A 17,685-nucleotide genomic window follows, 5' to 3' on the forward strand; every position below is an offset into this window, starting at 1 on the left:
ACAAACTATGGACTTCAATTTCCTTTCCACCCCGAGGATCGTCTGCGAGAGCGGTGGGCTTGGCCGGATCGGCAGCCTGATGCAAGATTTGTCTTGCACCCGTGCGCTGGTCGTGACGGACCCGGGCATATTGGCCTGTGGTTTTGCGGACGAGGCAGCCGCCTCACTTAGGGCTGCTGGCATCGAGGTTGAGATTTTTCATAAAGTCGAAGCGGACCCCCCGATCGCTGTCGTCGAGGCCGCGGTAGAGGTCGCGCGGGCCTTTGGTGCTGACGGAATCATCGGACTTGGCGGCGGCAGTTCACTGGACACTGCCAAGGTCATCGCAGCGGCGGTAGCCAACGATCAACCGATTACGGACATGATCGGGATTAATCAGGTCACCGATAAACGCTTGCCACTGATCCAGGTGCCAACCACGGCAGGGACCGGATCAGAGGTAACATGGGTGTCCGTGCTGACTTCGGAAAGCCACGAAAAAAAAGCGGTATATGCACCGCAGCTTCTGCCTGACGTTGCCTTGCTAGATGCAAAGCTAACATTGGGAATGCCTCGTCACATCACAGCGGCCACGGCGTTAGACGCAATGGTTCACGCCATTGAGGCAGTAACCAGTCGCACCAGAAAGAATCCCATTTCCGATGGAATGGCGGACAAAGCGCTGGTGCTTCTCGGTCAGAACTTACCAATCGTCATGGAAACGCCTTCGGACCTGTCAGCGCGAGAGGCCATGCTGTTGGGGGCGACACTGGCTGGGATGGCCTTCATTAATGCCAGCGTGGGGGCGATTCATGCCTTGTCATACCCACTTGGAACAGGTTTCAAGGTTCCTCACGGGCACGCAAACGCTCTGGTCGCAGGACCAGTGATGAGGTTCAACATGCCCGTTGCAGAAGCTGAATATGCTCGTCTATCGCGGTTACTACTGCCCTCGCGGCCTTTCAACTCTGATGCGGCTGCGGCCCATGGCCTGATCGACGAGATGGAACGGATGCTAGTCGAAAGCGGACTTGAGTCTCGACTTTCTGGTGTCGGAGTGACCGAGGCAGCCATTCCCGGAATGGCTAATGAGGTCGTGACCGGTATCACGCGATTGCTGGAGACCAACCCGCGCGACATGACAGCCGAAGATGTGTCGCGCCTCTATCAGGAGGCGCTTTGATGGCTGGCTCATTGGACGGGATCAAGGTGGTCGACCTCAGCCGCGTGCTGGGCGGGCCTTACTGCACCCAAATGCTTGCGGATCATGGCGCTGAGGTCATCAAGGTGGAGCCGCCTCTGGGCGACGAGACCCGCAGTTGGGGCCCGCCTTTCAATGATGAACTCAGCGCTTATTTCTCTGGCGCCAACCGCAACAAGCGGTCCATCGCTATCGATCTGCAGCAACCGGAAGGGCGCGACCTGATTTTGCGGTTTCTTCAGGATGCGGATGTTTTAGTTCACAATTTTAAGTCTGGTACTCTTGAAAAATGGGGGCTTGGTTATGCTGATGTTCTCAGGGCACGTTTTCCTAGACTGGTACTCTGCCATGTGACTGGATTTGGTTCCGATGGCCCACTTGGCGGTTTTCCCGGCTATGACGCCGTGGTACAAGCTATGACGGGCCTCATGAGCATCAACGGCAATCCCTCCGAAGGCCCGACACGCATGGGTACGCCCATCGTGGACATCGGCACCGGTCTGATCGCCTGTAACGCTATTCTCGCCGCACTTTTGGAACGGGGCCGGTCCGGATTGGGCCAAGCCATCGAAGTGCCGCTATATGATTGCGCGATCAGCATGATGCATCCCCAAGCGGCTAATTCCCTCATGTCCGGACAGATACCAATGGCGACCGGCAATGGGCATCCAAATATCGTACCATACGACATGTTCGAAACAAGTAATGGCAAACTCTATCTGGCTATCGGTAACAATGGTCAGTTCGCAAAACTCTGTGACGTGCTTGGCCTACCTGAGGTGCCCTGCGATCCACGATTTGCCGACAATGCCGCGCGTCTTGCGCATCGGTCAGAGATGACAGAGGTCTTGTCAGAGTGCCTGGTGCAACATGACGCCTTCAAACTTGAGCCGGTGCTTTTGAAAGCTGGGATTCCCGCCGGAGTCGTTCGGAATGTGAATGAAGCGTTGGAGCATCCACACACCCGACATCGCGGCATGGTGGTATCAGTTGGCACCTACCGCGGCACCGGCGTGCCAGCACGCTTGTCGCGTACCCCCGGAGCGGTTCGCGCGGCACCGCCTCGCTTCGGGCAGCATAGTAGGGAGTTGCTTAGCGAGGCTGGACTGACAGAAGCTGAAATCGATAGATTGACTCAAGCGAATATCGTTCGAGAAGAACCGCGGATGCGCGAGACGACCTAAGCCGAAATTTCAGCTCAAGCGGACGATCGTGAAAAAGTTCAGGGAGGCCAAGATGGAAAGACTGCTCATATCACCGGACCGGATACCCGAATGGATTCCCGGCACGACTACGTTGGACAGTTCCGGGTGCAACTGGAACGGCATTACCCTGAAGGGCTATCGTTATGAGCGACAAGACGCGGCAATTCCCCCCATGCGCGACTATATGATTGTTGCATATGATGGCGCGCCAACCACTATGCGCCGCACGAGTGGCGGCCCATGGCAAAGCGCGCGCGTAGAGAAAGGTAGGATTTCCTTGCTCACGCGTGCAGAGGAATCCACTTGGAGTTGGTCCGAGCCTATCACGGTTAGACACGTCTATCTCAGTCACAGTGAACTCGAAAACACGGCCCTTTCGGTCTTTGATCGTGACCCGAAGTCCATTGAGATCAATGATTGTCTGTCTGCGAAGGACCCCTGTATCCTGAACTGCATCCAATTGCTAGAGAATGAGCTAAAGAACGGTGGAATCGGCCAGAGATTGATCATCGACGCCCTGCGCATCCAGATCGCCGTTCACCTTCTGCGTCAGTACGCCAAGGTCTCTTTGACCAGCGACGCAAACTCGAACTTCAGCCCTGCTCAAAGGCAGAGAATCATCGATCTCGTTGAAAGCTGCTTAGGTGAAAACCTCAGTCTGGAAGACATGGCCGCATCTATCGGTTTCAGCCAGTTTCACTTTTCGCGTCAGTTCAAGGCGGAGTTTGGGTTGGCACCGTATGCATATGTTTTGCGCAAGCGAATATCGAAGGCCCAGGAGATGCTGAGAAAGGGTAATGCCCCCCTGAAAGTGGTCGCGCTTGACTGCGGTTTTGCAGATCAGAGTCATTTTAGTCGAACTTTTCGAAAAATGACAGGCGCGACCCCCGCCGAATTCCGGCGCATGGCATAATTACCGGAAAACTATTCCTTCCTATCGCTGTCACGCACCAGAGACAAAGAAATGTTGAGCCCGTAACGCTGCAATGAATGTACCAGAAACAGAATTTAAACCACGATTTGCCTTCGAACGCAGGATTTTCTTTGGCGACTGTGACCAGCTGGGAATCGCCTTTACTGGCCGGATCACGAATTTCGCGCTGGAAGCGATCGAGACTTTCTGGGACGATTTGCTTTCAGGCCGGGGCTGGCTTTTTCTACTCACGGAAAGAAACACGGCCATGCCTTTTGTCTCTATGGACCTACAATTCCATGCGCCGGTGAAAGCAGGCGCGAACCTAGCATGCGAGGTCTATGTGGTCCATGTCGGGGAAAGTTCAGTTGGTCTAAAAGTTGTCGGCCGTCAGCATGACTTGATTTGCTTCGAATGCGAAACGAAGTCAGTTTTCCGAGATGCTTCAACATTTGGAAAAGTCAAAATTGAAAGCTCAATTCGGCAGATTTTGCTCGCGGAAGTGGGTTCGGAAAATCAAACAGTGAGCTAGCAACCTTTGAGGTTGCCGCCTGTAATCAAAGAGGTTTTTCGCCCCGTTTGCGTGTGACCGAGTGCAAATTTCTATCTGGCCTTCAAGAATGGCATTTTGAAAAGCCGCGGCCAGAGACGAAGGTCAGCGGATGAGGTCTGAAGTGGTCCCAGGAAACCGGACAGTCAGCTAAGGTGTTTCCCGAACCTTTGAAGGGATACGAACATGGCAAAGCGCCGGAACTTTACAGATCAGTTTAAGGCCAAGGTGGCGTTGGAAGCGCTGCGTGGCGACAAGACCGTGCAGGAGATCGCGGCGAAGCATCAGTTGCACCCAAATCAGGTCAGCACATGGAAGCGGCAGGCCATCGAGGGCATGGCCGATGTGTTCTCGGGTGGCAAGCAGAGCGGCCCGACCGAGGCGGAAGTAAAGGAACTTCACGCCAAGATCGGGAGGCTGGCGGTCGAGAACGATTTTTTGTCGGAAGGGCTGAAGCGATGAGCCCTGGAAAGAAACGCGCGATGATCAACCGGGATCACCCCAAGCTGAGCATCAGCCAGCAGTGCAAGCTGGTGAGCCTGAGCCGGTCGGCGTTCTACTACACGCCCGCCGGGATCGACGCCGACACGCTGTCGATGATGAAAGAGATCGACCGGGTGTTCACCAAATACCCATTCTTCGGGTCGCGCCAGATCGCGGCCTATCTGCGCCGGGAAGGCATTGTTGTTGGCCGCCATCGCGTCAGGCGATTGATGGCGAAGATGGGTCTTGAAGCGGTCTACAAGCGCCCACGAACCAGCCAGCCGCATCCTCAGCACCCGGTCTTCCCGTATCTGCTGAGGAAGATGGTGATTGACCGACCGAACCAGGTCTGGTGCGCCGATATCACCTTTGTGCCAGTCAGAAATGGCTTCCTCTATCTGGTGGCAATCATGGACTGGGCGACGCGCAAGGTGCTGAGCTGGCGGTTGTCGAACACGATGCACGCCGACTTCTGCGTCGAAGCACTGAGCGAGGCCATCGCCAGGTACGGCCCGCCTGAGATCATGAACACAGATCAGGGATCGCAGTTCACCGGATCGGCCTGGATCACGACGCTGACCGAGGCGGGCGTGCGCATCTCGATGGACGGGCGCGGGCGTTACCTCGACAACATCTTCATCGAACGCCTCTGGCGATCCCTGAAGCAGGAGGCCATCTATCTCGAAGAAATCAATGAAGGCTTCCGGGCCCGTCGTGTCATCAAGGGCTGGATGGCATTCTATAACACCAGCCGACCCCATTCCGCGCTTGATCGGCAGACGCCGGACGACGCATATTGGGCAGGCTTGGAAGAGCGACACGCAGCATGAAACCTAAACCCGATACACCTTAGAAACGCTGCAAACCTGTCCGAAAAGATGGGACCACTTCACACGTCAACGCACAGTGAAAGCCAGAGAAAGGGAAGCCCGGGTGCCGGGCTTGAAAGGATAGAGAGAGGCTCATCCGGGTCCGGCGAGACAAGGACCCTGACCATGGCCAAGACCACGACCCGCCCGAATCCCACCACCTCAAAAAAGACCGAAGCCGTTGGATCGGCCGCGCCTGACGGCGGTGCCGACATCCGGATGATCCCGCTCGACAAGCTGGAGCCGAGCCCACTCAACGTCCGCAAGGTGGCCGCAAGCGCCAGCGACGATGCCGAGATTCTTGCGAGCATCCGCGAGACGGGAATCAAGCAGAACCTGGTGGTTCACGCACTTTCCGAGACACGTTTTGCCGTCGACGCAGGCGGTCGTCGCCTCAAGGCGCTGAAACAACTCGCCGAGGACGGTGTGATCCCCGCTGATCATCCAGTGCCCTGCCTTGTCGAGGACGAGCGCAACGCCATCCTTACCTCGGCCACAGAAAACCTCCAGCGCGCGGCGATGCATCCGGCAGACCAGTTCGAGGCCTTCGACAAGATGATCGGCGAGGGTCGCAGCGAAGACGAGATTGCGCTCAAATTCGGCGTCTCCGTCGACCTGGTGCGCCGTCGCCTCAAACTCGCCCGTGTCGCACCCGAAATCATCGAGCAGTTTCGTGCCGGTGATCTGACCCTCGAATGCGTGATGGCTTTCACGCTGACCGACGACCATGACCGCCAGCTCGCGGTCTGGAACGCCGTGAAGGGCGGCTATCACATCCATCCGCAGAGCATCAAACGTCAGCTGACCGGGGCCGCACATTCGGCGAACTCGGCAATTGGTCGATTTGTCGGCATCGAGGCGTATGAGGCGGCGGGCGGGGTTCTGCTGCGGGATCTCTTCGACGACCGGGCAACCGCTCATATGGAAAACCCCGACCTCTTGGAGCGTCTCGCCATTGAGAAACTGCAGGCTGCGGCCAAACCCTTCGAAGGGATATGGAAATGGGTCGAAGTGCATCTTTCGGTGGATTATGGCGCGTTTCGCAGTTTCGGGCGGGTCTATCCGCAGGACATCGAACCGGATGCGGACATGCTGGCCGAGGAGGAACGTCTCATCGCGCGTGAGGAAGAATTGGCGGCGCAGAACGACGGGGAGGACTGGACCGACGCGGAGACCGAAGAATACTACGCCATCGAGCCGCGTTTGCGCGAAATTGAAGCCATGCAGCGCGAACGGCAACCCTATGCCGAGGCAGATCGCGCTATCGCCGGTGTAGTCCTGACCATCGGCCATGACGGGGTGTTGCGCGTCGAGAAAGGCCTGGTGCGGCCCGAGGACATTCCTGTTGCGCCCGAACCGGACGATACCACCGCAGATCCGGATGGCGCTCCCTCCCCTGCCCGCCCACAGGTGACGCCGCCGACCTCCTCCACGCCGGTGCCGAGCTCCGACCCGGCCGCGACGTTGCGCAAGGCGGACGGGATTTCGGCGAGCCTGGCCGACGATCTGCGCGCCACGCGTCAGCACATCCTGCGGGCGCATCTGGCGGCGGATTTCGAGGTGGCTTTCGATGCGATGCTCTACGCGCTCTGCGAGCAGGCTTTGGGGCGGTCCTACAACAACGAGGCGCTCGATATCTCCATCCGGCCCTTCCAGGCGCAAAACCGCGAGGTGCTGCATGCGGACACCGTCGCTCAGAAGATGCTTGAGGCGTTGGAGCAGGACCTCGCCACCGACTGGATGAAGCTGGAGAAACCCGATGACTTCCGGGCGATGTCGGCCCTGCCCATTGCGGACAAGCAGGCGCTTTTCGCCTGGGCGACGGGTCTCGCGGTCAAGCCGCAGCTCTCCTCTGACAATCGCCCCTCCCACATCATTGAGGAGATTGGTGCGCGGCTCGACGTCGATGTGGCGGCCTGCTGGCGCCCGAGTGCCCAGAACTACTGGGGTCGCGTCAACAAGGGGCATGCGGTGGCCACGGCGCGCAAGCTCATCGGCGATGATTACGCCGAGGATCGCAATCGCGAACGCAAGGGCGATCTCGCAGCCGCGATGGAGCGCGCTTTCGCGGAAACGGCCGGCGAGACGGAAGGTTTCGACGCGGCGACGGCAGCAAAGACAACGCGCTGGCTGCCAGACGGGATGGTGTTTGCCGGTGCGGCGGAGGCCGACGCCAAAATGATTGGCGATGCGCCCGAGGCGGAGGAAGGCGACGTGCCTGCCGCAGACGCTCTGGCCGAGGCGGAGAGCAATGAACCATCGTCCTTGCCCGCCTTCCTTAGCGGAGATGCGGCCTGACGAAGCGAACACCGACCTGATCACGACATGAGCTTTGGGCCGCCCTCACATCGAGGGCGGCTCTTTCCGGCTGACGGGTTGCCGACAGCCGATATCGGATCGGCTGGCCCGTCCCGGAGACATCCTATGACCACCAGACTCGACCTCGATCCTGTTCAGGAAGCCGCACGCATCGCCGCGCAGAATGACGCGTTTCGCAATTCCATCCTCGGCAATCCTTCCGTTGCCGATGCCCCGCAGGGACAGTTTGTGATGACATGTGGCGTCGCCGCGCTTGGACCCGACGCACAACTGGAACTCACACGCCGCGTTGCCGCGTTCGACGCCTTCAATGCCGACAGTGACCCGCAGGGATTGCACGAGATGGGGGTCATCGAATTCAATGGCACGAAGGTTTGGTTCAAGATCGACTTGTACGACGTCGATTATCAGTACGGCTCGCCTGAGCCTTCCGACCCGAAACAGACGCGTCGCGTGCTGACCTTGCTTCTCCCGTCGGAATACTGACGCCCTCCACCCCCAATCGCCGCCCCGGGCCGTCCTTGCATAAAGGGCGGTCCTTTCGGGCTGGCGGGTTTCAAGGGGCGCGATGATCGCGTCCGGCCTGCTGCAGGAGACCAGAGATGGCCAAGACACTCGATTACCAGATCACCCTCTATCCCGCGCATCGTGACGGCGCCTTCGTTGTTACCCAGTTCCATATGATGGCGACCTACCCCGAAAAGCGCGTCCAGGCCGCGGGCATGGACGATTTGATCGACAAGGTGACGCAGTTCGCAATGGAGCATGGTGAGAGTTGCAGTGCTTCGGTGCGTTGCCTCGCCCCGCGCAAACCGCCGGGGTTCAAGCGCGCGACCGAGAATCTGTATTTCAACCTGGTTGACCGGACGGCTGAAAACCGCGGCGACGCTGCGGCCTGAAGCCCCCCAAAGGAAACTCCGGGGCGGCCTCGCGTAACGGTCGCCCTCCCCTCTCCCAATTCCAAAGGACAAAAAGACATGACACAAGCGACTGATTTCTACGCACAGATGCTCGAATCCCAGAGACGCGCATCCGAAGAGCGGGGCGAGACTCGCGCTGCCCTTCTCTCCGAGCTGCGTGCCTTCGGCGTGACCAGCATCGAGGTGCAATATGAAGGCTACGGCGATTCCGGCAATGTCGAGGATGTCGTCGTGACACCCGACACGATCACGCTGACAGAAGAGTTGCGACGCCGGGTTGAAGATTTTGGTTGGGATTTCGCCTATGCGCTGAGCCCCGGATTCGAGAACAACGAGGGCGGTTATGGCGAGCTGACCTGGGCGCTCGAGACGGACAAGATCGATGTTAGCCACTCGAACCGCTATATCGAAACCAACACCACCGAACACGAGGGGCTCTGACATGGCACATCCCCTCCACCACGCCGAAAGCTCCGCCCGAAAATTCGGCGGTGTTCCAGATGACTATCAGTTCGTGCATGACTGGTTTGACTCATCCAAAGAGCACCTAGGTCTCTTTGTTCACAGAGCCCAAAAACATCATACAGTCGGGATCTATGATGCCGAACGTCACTTCGGCCGCAGCCTGACCAACAGCGCGGGCCGGGTCGTCCCGATCCGCTGGATCGGTGAGCAGCATGTGCGCGAGGACTGCCAGGGACGGATCCCGTCGCTGGCGGACTGGCTTGTCCGCATTCAGCCGGAACCGTGGATGGCCAATGGCCGGATCGACAACGATCCTACGCAGATTGTTGGCGATCCGCGTGCGGTCTGGATCGAGGCGGTCTCCAATCACCAGACCATTCTCGGTTTTGAGGACTGGCTGCTGAAGGTCTCTGTCGAGCACATCCAGCATCGCCAAAACCGCGCCGCTGCCTGATCCGCCGGCCAGAAAACTCACCAACCACCGGATCCCATCCACTTCGACCCGCCTGCGCCACAACCGGCTTGGCGGGTCGATTGCGTTTCAAGAAAGGATATCGACATGCAAGACCCTGTCTACGAGGAGGCCTACCAAGGCCACGTCATCAAGATCTATCACGACCCCGATTCTGAGAACCCAAGGGAGTGGTCCAACCTCGGAGCGCTGATCTGTTGGCACCGCCGATACCGGCTGGGGGACAGCCACCGGTTCGACTGCCCCGAGGCGTTCCTGCGCGATCTTGCGGGCGTCTCGGATCAGAGCGATCTTTCACTGGATCGCCTCCGCGAGCGCGCCGAGCGCAAGGCAATCATCTTGCCCGTGTACCTCTACGACCATTCCGGCCTCGCGATGAACACCATCGAGTTCCATTGTCCGTGGGATTCCGGCCAAGTTGGCTTTGTATACGTAACGCTCGAAACGGTTCGAAAGGAGTTCGGCGCGAAGCGCGTCACCAAGGCGATGCGCGAAAAGGCCAAGGACATTCTGCGCGCTGAGATCGTCACCTTCGATGCCTACCTCGGCGGACGGGTTTATGGCTATGTCGTCGAGCGTGACGGTGAAGAGATCGACGCCTGTTGGGGGTTCTTCGAGCACTATGATCTGGACTGCCTGTCCGAGGCGCGGGCGGTTGTAGATCCTCTGATTTTGCGAGAGGTACAAAGACCCGCCGCTGCGGAACAGGGCGCAAGCCCACCCCCGAGTTGAAACGCCCGCAATACTCATATATCTTATTCATGCGTATTACGGAGGTGAGCATGGCAAGCACAAGCGTCACACTTGGCCCCCATTGGGACGAATTCATCGCCCTGATGCTTAAAGAGGGGCGTTACGGGTCAACCAGCGAGTTGATCCGCGCCTCTCTGCGCCTGATGGAGGAGCAGGAAGGTCAGCGGGCGCGGCTTCGCGTTGCGCTGATGGAGGGCAAACAATCCGGTGACGCCGGTCCGCTTGACATGGATGAGATCAAGCGCGACGCGCGGAGCCGCTCTGGCGCTTCTGATGCGTGACATTCATCACTCTCAGGCGGCAAAATCCGACCTCGTCGATATCTGGGTCGAGACAGACCGACAGTGGGGCGAGGCGCAGGCGGACCGCTATCTCGATGATATCGATCGCGCCCTGAAGGGTCTCATCGCCAACCCGCAAATGGGGTCTGACTGTTCCGATCTCTTGCAGGGTGCGCGTAAACTGATCACGGGCCGGCACCTCGTGTTCTACGAGGTGGACCCGGACAGGATCTTCGTGATCCGAGTCTTGCATCAGTCCATGGACGTGCCGAGGCATCTGCGGTCGTCCTGATAACGGGCGAATTCGCACCGGGGCTTTGCCATGAAAGAGCGAGAGGCAGGGCAGGAGGGGTGACCCCTCCCGGGTGAGAGAGTGCGCGCGGGGCTTGGGGCCAACCCTAAACCCCGGAGATTGCCGATGAACGCTCACCCCCATTCCGTCCAACTTGCAACCGAGCCCGACGCCCCTGCCCTGCCAGAGGCTCCGGGCTTCGCCCAACACCTGATGCAGGTTGCGAAAGCCCTCGTCCCCCTGTTCGAGGCGGGCAGGTCCATCGACGCCGCCGCCCTTCGCACTGCGATGGAGCAAGCCTTCGGTGCCAGCGACACCAGCGGCTCCTGGATCTGGAAGGATGCTTACGAAGCCGCAGAGGTCGCCCAGATCCTGATGCTTTCGCGCTACGGTGCGCTGATGCAGCGCCAGGTATCCGCGCCGCGGGCATTTCTCACCATGATCGAGCGTCTCGCCGGTCTGGCCCCCTCCCACACGCGGCGCTCTGAAGACAGTGTCCGCCTGCAACAATTCTCGACCCCTCTGCCCCTCGCGGCCATCGTTGCGCAGGCGGCGGGCTTTCGGGACGACGACCTGGTGCTCGAGCCTTCGGCCGGTACCGGCCTGCTGGCGATTTTCGCAAAGATTGCAGGCGCTCGCCTGGCGCTGAATGAGCTTGCCGAGACCCGCCGCGCCCTGCTGGGACATCTGTTCCCCGGTGCAGTCGTCTCGGATCACGATGCCGCCTCGATCGATGACCGGCTGGATCGGTCGATCACGCCCTCGGTCATCGTGATGAACCCACCGTTTTCTGCGGCCAACCATGTCGACGGCCGGTTCCGGCAGGCCACCAGCCAACATGTCCTGTCCGCCCTAGCGCGTCTCGCGCCGGGTGGGCGGCTTGTCGTCATCACCGGCGAGAGCTTCCGCCCCTCGACGAAATCCTTTCAGTCGACGTTTCAGCGGATCGCACAAAGCGCCGATGTGGTATTTTCCGCCGCTATCGACGGCAAGGTCTTTGCGCGGCATGGCACCACGATCGACACACGGCTGACGGTGATCGACAAGCGTGCGACTGGCGCTGATGAGATCGCATCGGTCGAAAGCGAGGCCGTCTACCATCCGATCTGCGCGACCACCGCCGACCTTCTCAACGCAGTGCTCACCCACTGCCCGCAGCGCCACAGCCCCTCGCCCTGCCCCACCAGTACGGCCCTGTCGGCTCCGACCGCTTCGACCCGCACCAACCTGCAGGCCCTGCGCAATGCCGCGCGCAAGGAAACCCGTGCCCTCGCCGAAGAACGCGCAAGGCACCCGTTTGACGATATCACGACGGCCCCGATCGACTACCTGCCGAAGGCTTGGAGCCAACCCGACGGCACGCTGCAGGACACGGTCTACGAGGCCTATGACCTTCAGGCGATCAGGATCGATGGCGCGGCGGAACATCCGACCGCGCTGGTGCAATCCACCGCCATGGCCTCGGTGCCGCCGCCCGTGCCGACCTATCGTCCCATCCTGCCGAAGAACCTCGTTCAGGACGGCCTTCTTTCTGCGCCGCAGCTGGAAAGTGTCATCTATGCGGGCAACGCGCATGAGACGCATCTCAAGGGCTGGTTCAAGCGCGGCGAGATCGAAGGCCAGTTGATGGCGGCGGCCGAGGGCGACGAAGGCGCGTTTCGCCTGCGCAAGGGCTGGTTTCTGGGTGATGGCACGGGATGCGGTAAAGGGCGACAGGTTGCCGGTATCATCCTCGATAATTGGCTCAAAGGGCGCCGACGGGCGGTCTGGGTCTCGAAGAGCGACAAGCTCATCGAAGATGCGCGTCGCGACTGGATAGCGCTCGGGGGACGCGAAAGCGATATCGTGCCGCTCTCGAAGTTCCGCCAGGGCAGCGACATCCGCCTGCCCGAGGGCATCCTCTTCGTCACCTACGCCACGCTGCGCTCGGCTGAACGTGAGGGCAAAGCCTCCCGCCTCGATCAGGTCACGTCCTGGCTCAGCGATGGGTTCGACGGGGTCATTGCTTTTGATGAAAGCCATGCCATGGCGAATGCTGCCGGAGAAAAGTCCGACCGCGGCGACAAGAAGGCGTCCCAGCAGGGCCTCGCTGGCCTCGCGCTGCAGAACGCCGCGCCCGATGCACGGGTTCTCTATGTCTCGGCGACCGGTGCCACAGTCGTCGGCAATCTTGCCTATGCTTCGCGCCTCGGTCTCTGGGGCACCGGCGATTTCCCCTTCGTGACGCGGGCCGAGTTCGTCGCCGCGATGGAGGCCGGGGGTATTGCCGCCATGGAGATGATCTCGCGCGACCTGAAGGCGCTTGGGCTCTATCTGGCGCGGTCCCTCTCCTATGCCGGGGTCGAATACGAGATGCTGGTCCATGAGCTGAGCCCCGCTCAAGTCGCCATATACGACAGCTACGCCGATGCCTACCAGATCATCCACAACAACCTTGAGGCAGCGCTTCAGGCCTCGGGTATTTCTTCTGAGACCGGCACGCTGAACGCCCAAGCGAAATCCGCCGCGCGTTCGGCCTTCGAGAGCAACAAGCAGCGCTTCTTCAACCATCTCATCACCGCCATGAAATGTCCCTCGCTGATCCGCGCCATCGAGGCGGACCTTGCAGCAGGGCACTCGGCCGTGATTCAGGTGGTCTCGACCAGCGAAGCGGTGATGGAACGCCGCCTTGAAGAGATCCCTTCCTCGGACTGGGACGATCTGCAGGTCGATTTCACGCCGAGGGAGAACATCATGGACTACCTGATGCACAGCTTCCCGACGCAGCTTTTTGAGCCTTACACCGACGAGAATGGCGATCTGCGCTCGCGCCCCGCCCTCGATTGCGATGGCAACCCGATCATCTGCCGCGAGGCGGAGCGGCGGCGGGATGATCTTGTCGAGCATCTTGGGGCCCTCGCCCCGGTGCAGGGCGCGCTCGACCAGATCCTCTGGCATTTCGGAGGCGATGCAGTGGCTGAGGTCACGGGGCGCAAGCGGCGCATCGTCAAGACGCGTGAGGGGCGGCTCAAGGTCGAGAACCGCCCCGCCTCCTCCAACCTCGGCGAAACCCAGGCCTTCATGGACGATGCAAAACGCATCCTGATCTTCTCCGATGCGGGTGGCACCGGGCGCAGCTACCACGCCGATCTCGGGGCCAAGAACCAGCGCCTTCGGGTGCATTACCTCCTGGAGCCTGGTTGGAAGGCCGACAATGCGATTCAGGGTCTCGGGAGGACCAACCGCACGAACCAGGCGCAGCCGCCACTCTTTCGCCCCGTCGCCACAGACGTGAAGGGCGAGAAGCGCTTTCTCTCCACCATCGCCCGCCGCCTCGACACGCTGGGTGCCATCACCAAGGGACAGCGCGAGACCGGCGGTCAGAACATGTTCCGTGCCGAGGACAACCTTGAGAGCCCCTACGCACGCGCTGCGCTGCGCCAGTTCTTCTACAAGCTGCGTGCGGGTAAGATCGAGGCCTGCTCCTATGCGAAATTCCAGGAGATGACTGGGCTGACGCTCGATGAAGCGGATGGCACGATGAAAGAGACCCTGCCGCCGATCCAGCAGTTCCTGAATCGTTGCCTCGCGCTCCGCATCGACATGCAGGACGCGATCTTCGAGGCCTTCGGCGGGTTCCTCTCGGCCATCATCGAAGATGCGCGCCAGGCAGGCACGCTCGATGTCGGCCTCGAAACGCTCAAGGCCGAGAAATTCGAAATCGTCGACCGCAAGGTCATCTTCGAGCACGGGGCTACGGGCGCAACGGCAACTGCGCTGACCGTGGAGCGTACCGATCGCAACGATCCGCTCACCCTGCCCCGGATCAAATCGATCTGCGCAAATACGGACGGCGCGACGCTGTGCTGGAACACCTCCTCCAAACGCGCGGCGCTGATGGTGAATGCGCCGGCCTTCATGGACGAGGACGGCGTGCCGATCCTGCGGGTGAAGCTTCTGCGTCCGATGGCCACAGAAATCCTCGCGCTGACCGAGTTCTCGAAGTCGCACTGGGAAGAGATCGATGATGCGATATTCGAACAGCTCTGGCAGGCCGAGGTCGAGGCAGTGCCGGAGTTCACCACCTCAAAGATTACGCTCATCTGCGGGCTTCTCCTGCCGATCTGGGATCGGCTTCCCGCTGACAACATGCGCATCTACCGCCTTCAGACCGAGGATGGGGAGCGCGCCATCGGTCGACTGGTCAGCCAGGAGCAGCTTCTCAATGTCTTTGCACGCCTTGGTCTCGATTGCCAGATCGAGATGACGCCGCGGGAAGTGCTCGCCGCCGTGATGGAAGCCAGGACGACGCTGAACCTCCTCGGCGGCTATCAGCTGCGCCGGTCGCTGGTCATGGGGCAGCCGAGGCTTGAGCTGATAGGTGCTTCAGGCGCGGCCCTGCCCGGACTGAAGGCAATGGGCTGTTTCACGGAAGTGATCCAGTGGAAGACGCGGGTGTTCATTCCGGTCGACGGCATCGAGGTGCTGACACGGGTCCTTGCCGAGCATCCAGTTGGCGCCGGCACATCGGAGGCCGCCGCATGAGCGCGCGCCACAGTATCGCGGACCTCTCGGCCGATCTGGCAGACCATGCCGAGAGTTTCTGCCGCCAGTATTTCCCCGAGGGGCGCAAGCTGGGTAATTATTGGCAGGTCGGCGACACGTCCGGTGCAAAGGGCCAGAGCCTCGCCATCCGTCTGCAGGCGCAGGTTGGTCGTAAAGCCGGGTCCTGGCAAGATTTCGCGACGGGTGAATATGGCGACCTGATCGACCTGCTGCATGAACGGCTTGGGTCTGTCACGCTCAAGGAGACCCTGAGGGAGGCTCGATCCTTCCTCGGCGAAGCCCCCTGCCCTGCCGTACCTCGAGACACCCAAAGGGCTGAGCGCCCGGATGCAGCCTCCAGCAAACGCATCGCGCGGGCGCGCAAACTTTTCGCTGCTGGCAAGCCGGTGTTTGGCACCTTGGCCGCCACCTATCTGCAGGGGCGCGGGATCACACGGCTCGGCCCGGCCCTGCGCTATCACGCGCGTGTCTTCCTGCGGCAGGGCGAGGACGACCCCGATCTGCTGGAACGGGCCCCTGCCCTACTGGCAAAGATCACCGACAATCGCGGCCAGATCACCGGATGCGCAAGGGTTTTTCTCGACCCGTCCACCGGCGGTTTGGCCGAGATCGAGAGCCCGAAGCGGATCCTCGGACAGCTGCACGGCCATGCCATCCGCTTCTGGTCCGGCAAGGCGCGCAGCGATCTCATCGTCGGTGAAGGTCTCGAGAACACCCTCTCGGTCGGCACGGCTCTCCCCGAGTTCGATCTCGCCTCCTGTCTCACTGCCACCCATCTCGGCCTCTTCATCCCGCCGCCGAGGATCAAGCGTATCTGGATCGCGCGGGACAATGACGAAGCTGGACGCGACGCATCAATAAGATTGCTTAACCAACTGGAATCGCTTGGAATTACCTGTGGTGATCTCGTACCAAACATGGGCGATTTCAACGACGATCTGCGGGCATTTGGCAAAGATGCGCTGCGCCGTTCTCTGCTAAAGGCCATGAAAGCACAAGGTCTGGAGATCGAGGACGGGTGACCGCCAACCTCCCCGGGGATGCCTGACCGGGCAAAGGTTTCGCCGGTTCTATCTGATCCCGTTTGGACAAGGGGAGCGATGGACCGGCGGGTCGGAGCAGAGTGCTCCTCGCCCGGGCAGCAATGCGCCCGCTACCCGGAAAATTCCCCTGCCCCACCACATGACCGTGGCGGGCCATTCCTCGCGGGAACAATTTTCCGGTCCGGGTCACATTCTCCGCTGCGCTCCGATCCTGACGGATGCGGCCCGGTCGCCGCCGGTCCTGTTATCGCCCCATCCAAATCGGGTCAGATCAAACAGAGGAACCAGACAATGCCCCATCAGACAGACATCCAAGAGGAAACCGGCGTGACCTCCGCCATCCTCGACCACCTCGCACTTCACGTCGCAACGCCCGGGCCCGGCGAGACCGATCATCGCCCCCTGCCCCAGCCCGACGAGGTCGAACTCGCCATGGCGACGCTCTTTGACACCACCATCGGCCTCCTCACCGGAAGCCAGTTGGAAGACAATCTCGAAGAGATGCTCTGGTCCCTGACCTCGATCTTCCATCGCCGGCTCACCCATATCCAGAAGCTCCTCGATGACAACGAATTCGAGGTCCGGGAAAGTCTGGCCATCCAGGACGGCTCCGAGGTCGCCTCGGTCGAACTCGAGCGCCTCCAGATGATCGGGCTGAAGCTCTGGGACCATCGCGACGCTTTCGAGCAGATGCGCGATCTGGCCGTGGACCACTTCTCGGCCGCCACCGGTTCACCCTGGCTGCCCCGCACCGGATCCAAGGTCTCGCATCGCGGTCTCACCTCCGCCGTGGTGGACAGCCGGGCCTATCTCTCGGCCAAGCGGCGCAAGGAGACCGAGGTTCACTGCCCCGAAGGCACGCGGATCGCCTTCTCGGGCGGGGACTATCACGCCTACGACCTGATCTGGTCCGTCCTCGATGCCACCCATGCGAAATACCCAGACATGATTCTTTTACACGGCGGCACACCAAAAGGTGCCGAGATGATCGCTGCCCGCTGGGCAGATACCCGTGGTGTCACGCAGGTGGCGTTCAAACCCGACTGGAAGAGCCATGGCAAGGCTGCCCCCTTCAAGCGCAACGACAAGATGCTCGAGACCATGCCCCAGGGTCTGATCGCCACGCCCGGTTCGGGCATCACCGAGAATATCGTCGACAAGGCCCGCAAACTCGGCATCCGCATCAAGAGGATCGGGGCTTAGGCCCCGGTTCACGCACCGCGCAGGAGATCCCGCACGACCACAGCCTCGGAGTAATGGAACGCTACCCTTGTGGTGGACTTGGTGCACGACGCAATATCTAGAAAGTGCTTGCACGAATCTGGCTGGTCGGGCAATAGTCTCGAAAAATAACGCGCGGTCACATAAAAAACGCGCCCACGGATCGGGGCAGAC

General features: G+C 60.6%; 16 protein-coding genes. All 16 read left to right on the plus strand.

The annotated features are described in order from the left end of the window. Window positions 1-7 precede the first annotated feature (7 nt). The 16 genes from FIU94_RS20635 (at window position 8) to FIU94_RS20710 (ending at window position 17,493) form a co-directional block, all read left to right on the plus strand. Complete coding sequence (locus tag FIU94_RS20635) at window positions 8-1,162, plus strand: iron-containing alcohol dehydrogenase (protein WP_007120592.1); 1,155 nt, start codon at window positions 8-10, stop codon at window positions 1,160-1,162. Continuing rightward, the gene (locus FIU94_RS20640; protein ID WP_007120591.1) at window positions 1,162-2,364 is read left to right on the plus strand and encodes a CaiB/BaiF CoA-transferase family protein; all 1,203 of its coding nucleotides are present in this window, start codon (window positions 1,162-1,164) and stop codon (window positions 2,362-2,364) included. The genes FIU94_RS20635 and FIU94_RS20640 overlap by 1 nt, the downstream gene beginning before the upstream one ends. A gap of 52 nt (window positions 2,365-2,416) precedes the next feature. Then, on the plus strand, window positions 2,417-3,298 hold the full coding sequence (locus tag FIU94_RS20645; RefSeq protein WP_232272173.1) for an AraC family transcriptional regulator: 882 nt from the start codon (window positions 2,417-2,419) through the stop codon (window positions 3,296-3,298). 73 nt (window positions 3,299-3,371) lie between these two features. Next, a complete protein-coding gene (locus FIU94_RS20650) occupies window positions 3,372-3,830 on the plus strand; it encodes a thioesterase family protein (RefSeq protein ID WP_007120589.1) in 459 nt (152 codons plus the stop codon). A 204-nt stretch (window positions 3,831-4,034) separates the two neighbouring features. Further along, window positions 4,035-5,161, plus strand: a protein-coding gene (locus FIU94_RS20655; RefSeq protein WP_197918801.1) for an IS3 family transposase whose coding sequence is annotated in 2 segments (ribosomal slippage) — window positions 4,035-4,305 and window positions 4,305-5,161 — 1,128 coding nt in all. Because the reading frame shifts where the segments join, the coding sequence is not laid out codon by codon here. 165 nt (window positions 5,162-5,326) lie between these two features. Beyond that, a complete protein-coding gene (locus FIU94_RS20660) occupies window positions 5,327-7,498 on the plus strand; it encodes a ParB/RepB/Spo0J family partition protein (RefSeq protein ID WP_009827031.1) in 2,172 nt (723 codons plus the stop codon). A 126-nt stretch (window positions 7,499-7,624) separates the two neighbouring features. Then, window positions 7,625-8,005, plus strand: coding sequence for a DUF3768 domain-containing protein (locus FIU94_RS20665; protein ID WP_009827032.1), 381 nt, complete (start codon window positions 7,625-7,627; stop codon window positions 8,003-8,005). Window positions 8,006-8,121: 116 nt separating this feature from the next. Next, complete coding sequence (locus FIU94_RS20670) at window positions 8,122-8,418, plus strand: hypothetical protein (protein WP_009827033.1); 297 nt, start codon at window positions 8,122-8,124, stop codon at window positions 8,416-8,418. A 78-nt stretch (window positions 8,419-8,496) separates the two neighbouring features. After that, window positions 8,497-8,880: a DUF6878 family protein gene (locus FIU94_RS20675; protein ID WP_009827034.1), complete on the plus strand. Its 384-nt coding sequence runs from the start codon at window positions 8,497-8,499 to the stop codon at window positions 8,878-8,880. A gap of 1 nt (window position 8,881) precedes the next feature. After that, complete coding sequence (locus FIU94_RS20680) at window positions 8,882-9,358, plus strand: hypothetical protein (protein WP_009827035.1); 477 nt, start codon at window positions 8,882-8,884, stop codon at window positions 9,356-9,358. A gap of 105 nt (window positions 9,359-9,463) precedes the next feature. Continuing rightward, window positions 9,464-10,108: a hypothetical protein gene (locus tag FIU94_RS20685; protein ID WP_009827036.1), complete on the plus strand. Its 645-nt coding sequence runs from the start codon at window positions 9,464-9,466 to the stop codon at window positions 10,106-10,108. Between the two features lie 50 nt (window positions 10,109-10,158). Next, the gene (locus FIU94_RS20690) at window positions 10,159-10,410 is read left to right on the plus strand and encodes a type II toxin-antitoxin system ParD family antitoxin (RefSeq protein ID WP_009827037.1); all 252 of its coding nucleotides are present in this window, start codon (window positions 10,159-10,161) and stop codon (window positions 10,408-10,410) included. Beyond that, a complete protein-coding gene (locus FIU94_RS20695; RefSeq protein ID WP_009827038.1) occupies window positions 10,403-10,702 on the plus strand; it encodes a type II toxin-antitoxin system RelE/ParE family toxin in 300 nt (99 codons plus the stop codon). Before FIU94_RS20690 ends, FIU94_RS20695 begins: the two co-directional genes overlap by 8 nt. A 126-nt stretch (window positions 10,703-10,828) precedes the next feature. Beyond that, the gene (locus FIU94_RS20700; protein ID WP_009827039.1) at window positions 10,829-15,226 is read left to right on the plus strand and encodes a strawberry notch-like NTP hydrolase domain-containing protein; all 4,398 of its coding nucleotides are present in this window, start codon (window positions 10,829-10,831) and stop codon (window positions 15,224-15,226) included. Beyond that, window positions 15,223-16,269: a toprim domain-containing protein gene (locus tag FIU94_RS20705; RefSeq protein ID WP_009827040.1), complete on the plus strand. Its 1,047-nt coding sequence runs from the start codon at window positions 15,223-15,225 to the stop codon at window positions 16,267-16,269. The genes FIU94_RS20700 and FIU94_RS20705 overlap by 4 nt, the downstream gene beginning before the upstream one ends. A 312-nt stretch (window positions 16,270-16,581) precedes the next feature. Beyond that, window positions 16,582-17,493: a DUF2493 domain-containing protein gene (locus FIU94_RS20710; RefSeq protein ID WP_009827041.1), complete on the plus strand. Its 912-nt coding sequence runs from the start codon at window positions 16,582-16,584 to the stop codon at window positions 17,491-17,493. Window positions 17,494-17,685: the final 192 nt, after the last annotated feature.

Origin of the sequence: Sulfitobacter sp. THAF37 (assembly GCF_009363555.1) — a bacterium.
Classification (GTDB): domain Bacteria; phylum Pseudomonadota; class Alphaproteobacteria; order Rhodobacterales; family Rhodobacteraceae; genus Sulfitobacter.

Bases quoted from the DNA above. Each gene is read 5' to 3' on its own strand.
- FIU94_RS20650 (WP_007120589.1), top strand. From the start codon at position 3,372: ATGAATGTACCAGAAACAGAATTTAAACCACGATTTGCCTTCGAACGC.
- FIU94_RS20640 (WP_007120591.1), top strand. From the start codon at position 1,162: ATGGCTGGCTCATTGGACGGGATCAAGGTGGTCGACCTCAGCCGCGTG.
- FIU94_RS20645 (WP_232272173.1), top strand. From the start codon at position 2,417: ATGGAAAGACTGCTCATATCACCGGACCGGATACCCGAATGGATTCCC.
- FIU94_RS20705 (WP_009827040.1), top strand. From the start codon at position 15,223: ATGAGCGCGCGCCACAGTATCGCGGACCTCTCGGCCGATCTGGCAGAC.
- FIU94_RS20635 (WP_007120592.1), top strand. From the start codon at position 8: ATGGACTTCAATTTCCTTTCCACCCCGAGGATCGTCTGCGAGAGCGGT.
- FIU94_RS20670 (WP_009827033.1), top strand. From the start codon at position 8,122: ATGGCCAAGACACTCGATTACCAGATCACCCTCTATCCCGCGCATCGT.
- FIU94_RS20690 (WP_009827037.1), top strand. From the start codon at position 10,159: ATGGCAAGCACAAGCGTCACACTTGGCCCCCATTGGGACGAATTCATC.
- FIU94_RS20695 (WP_009827038.1), top strand. From the start codon at position 10,403: ATGCGTGACATTCATCACTCTCAGGCGGCAAAATCCGACCTCGTCGAT.
- FIU94_RS20665 (WP_009827032.1), top strand. From the start codon at position 7,625: ATGACCACCAGACTCGACCTCGATCCTGTTCAGGAAGCCGCACGCATC.
- FIU94_RS20710 (WP_009827041.1), top strand. From the start codon at position 16,582: ATGCCCCATCAGACAGACATCCAAGAGGAAACCGGCGTGACCTCCGCC.
- FIU94_RS20680 (WP_009827035.1), top strand. From the start codon at position 8,882: ATGGCACATCCCCTCCACCACGCCGAAAGCTCCGCCCGAAAATTCGGC.
- FIU94_RS20675 (WP_009827034.1), top strand. From the start codon at position 8,497: ATGACACAAGCGACTGATTTCTACGCACAGATGCTCGAATCCCAGAGA.
- FIU94_RS20660 (WP_009827031.1), top strand. From the start codon at position 5,327: ATGGCCAAGACCACGACCCGCCCGAATCCCACCACCTCAAAAAAGACC.
- FIU94_RS20700 (WP_009827039.1), top strand. From the start codon at position 10,829: ATGAACGCTCACCCCCATTCCGTCCAACTTGCAACCGAGCCCGACGCC.
- FIU94_RS20685 (WP_009827036.1), top strand. From the start codon at position 9,464: ATGCAAGACCCTGTCTACGAGGAGGCCTACCAAGGCCACGTCATCAAG.